Below are 1,653 nucleotides of genomic sequence, written 5' to 3'. Positions count from 1 at the left end.
TACGCCGAGATCCTGGGCCTGCCGGCGGTCACGATCGACGACAGCTTCTTCGACCTCGGCGGCCACTCCCTCCTCGCCGCCCGCCTCATCAGCCGGGTGCGCAAGCTGCTCGGGGCCGAGCTCACCATGAACGCGCTGTTCGACGCCCCCGCCGTCGCCGAGCTGGCCGAGCACCTGGACACCGCCGTCACGGACGACACCCGGCCGGTGCCGACCCGTGTCGAGCCGCGCCCCGAGCACCTGCCGCTCTCCCCGGCGCAGCAACGCCTCTGGTTCATCGACCAGATGGACAACGGCACCTCCACCTACAACGTGGTCCGGGCGATCACGGTCCGCGGCCCCCTCGACGGCGAGGTCCTCGCCGACGCCCTGGCCGACGTCGTCGGCCGCCACGAGGCGCTGCGCACCGTCTACCAGTCCGTCGACGGCCGCCCGATCCAGTGGGTGGTGCCCGCCGAGGCGGCCAGGCCGGTCGTCGAGCACGCCGACTGCCCGGCCGGGGACCTGCCGGCCCGGATCGCCGCCGCAACCGCGCACACCTTCGACATCGCGGCCGAACTGCCGCTGCGCGCCTGGGTGTTCCACCAGTCCGAGACCGAGCACACGGTGCTGCTGGTGCTGCACCACATCGCCACCGACGGCTGGTCGATGGCCCCGCTGATGGAGGACCTCGGCACCGCCTTCGCCGCCCGCTCGCAGGGCGGGGCAGCACCGGAGTGGGACGAACTCCCGGTCCAGTACGCCGACTACACCCTCTGGCAGCGCGAACTTCTCGGCGCCGAGGACGACCCCGACAGCCGTGCCGGACGCCAGCTCGCCTACTGGGCAGAGCGCCTGGCCGGGAGCCCCGAGGAGCTCCGGCTGCCGTACGACCGGCCGCACCCGGCCGCGCCGAGCGGGCGCGGAGACGTCGTCCCGCTCCGCCTCGACGCCGAACTGCACGCCCGGCTGCGGGAGGTGGCGCGGGCCAACCATGCGACGCTGTTCATGGTGCTGCAGTCCGGCCTCGCCGCGCTGCTCACCCGCCTCGGGGCCGGCACCGACCTGCCGATCGGCGCGGTCACCGCGGGCCGCACCGACGAGTCGCTGGACGACCTGGTGGGCCTGTTCCTCAACACCCTGACCCTGCGGCTGGACACCTCCGGCAACCCGACCTTCGCCGAGCTGCTGGCCCGCACGCGGGAGACCGACCTCGCCGCGTACGCGCACCAGGACCTCCCGTTCGAGCGGCTGGTCGAGGTGCTCAACCCGGTGCGCTCGCTGGCCCGGCACCCGCTGTTCCAGGTGATGTTCGTCCTGCAGAGCAACGACCGGGGCCGGCTGGAGCTGACCGGCGCCGAGGTCGACGTCGAGGCGGTGCGCACCGGTCAGGCCAAGCTCGACCTGCTGGTGGAGGCCACCGAGGAGACCACCGGCGACGGTGAGCCCGCCGGGGTCGAGGTGATCCTCGACTACGCGCTGGACGTCTTCGACCGGGCCACCGTCGAGCGGATCGCCGCCGCGTACCGCCGGCTGCTGGACACCGTCTCGACCGGCACCGAGCTGCGCATCGACACCGTCGAGGTGATGTCGGTGGAGGAGCGGCACCAGGTCCTCGACGGCTGGAACGACACCACCGCGCCCTACCCCGCCGACCGCTCCGTCCAGCAGCTC

At 73.4% G+C, this 1,653-nt stretch carries 1 protein-coding gene; it reads left to right on the top strand.

From position 1 onward, the window contains the following. Positions 1–1,653, top strand: a 1,653-nt coding sequence (locus ACIOFR_RS42225) for a condensation domain-containing protein (RefSeq protein WP_401006152.1), incomplete at both ends; no start/stop codon positions are given.

It is taken from the genome of Kitasatospora sp. NPDC088346 (genome assembly GCF_044740765.1).
In the GTDB taxonomy this organism is placed as follows: Bacteria; Actinomycetota; Actinomycetes; order Streptomycetales; family Streptomycetaceae; genus Kitasatospora.
Note: the sequence above shows the minus strand (reverse complement) of the source record. Positions and strands in the feature narration are given on the sequence as shown.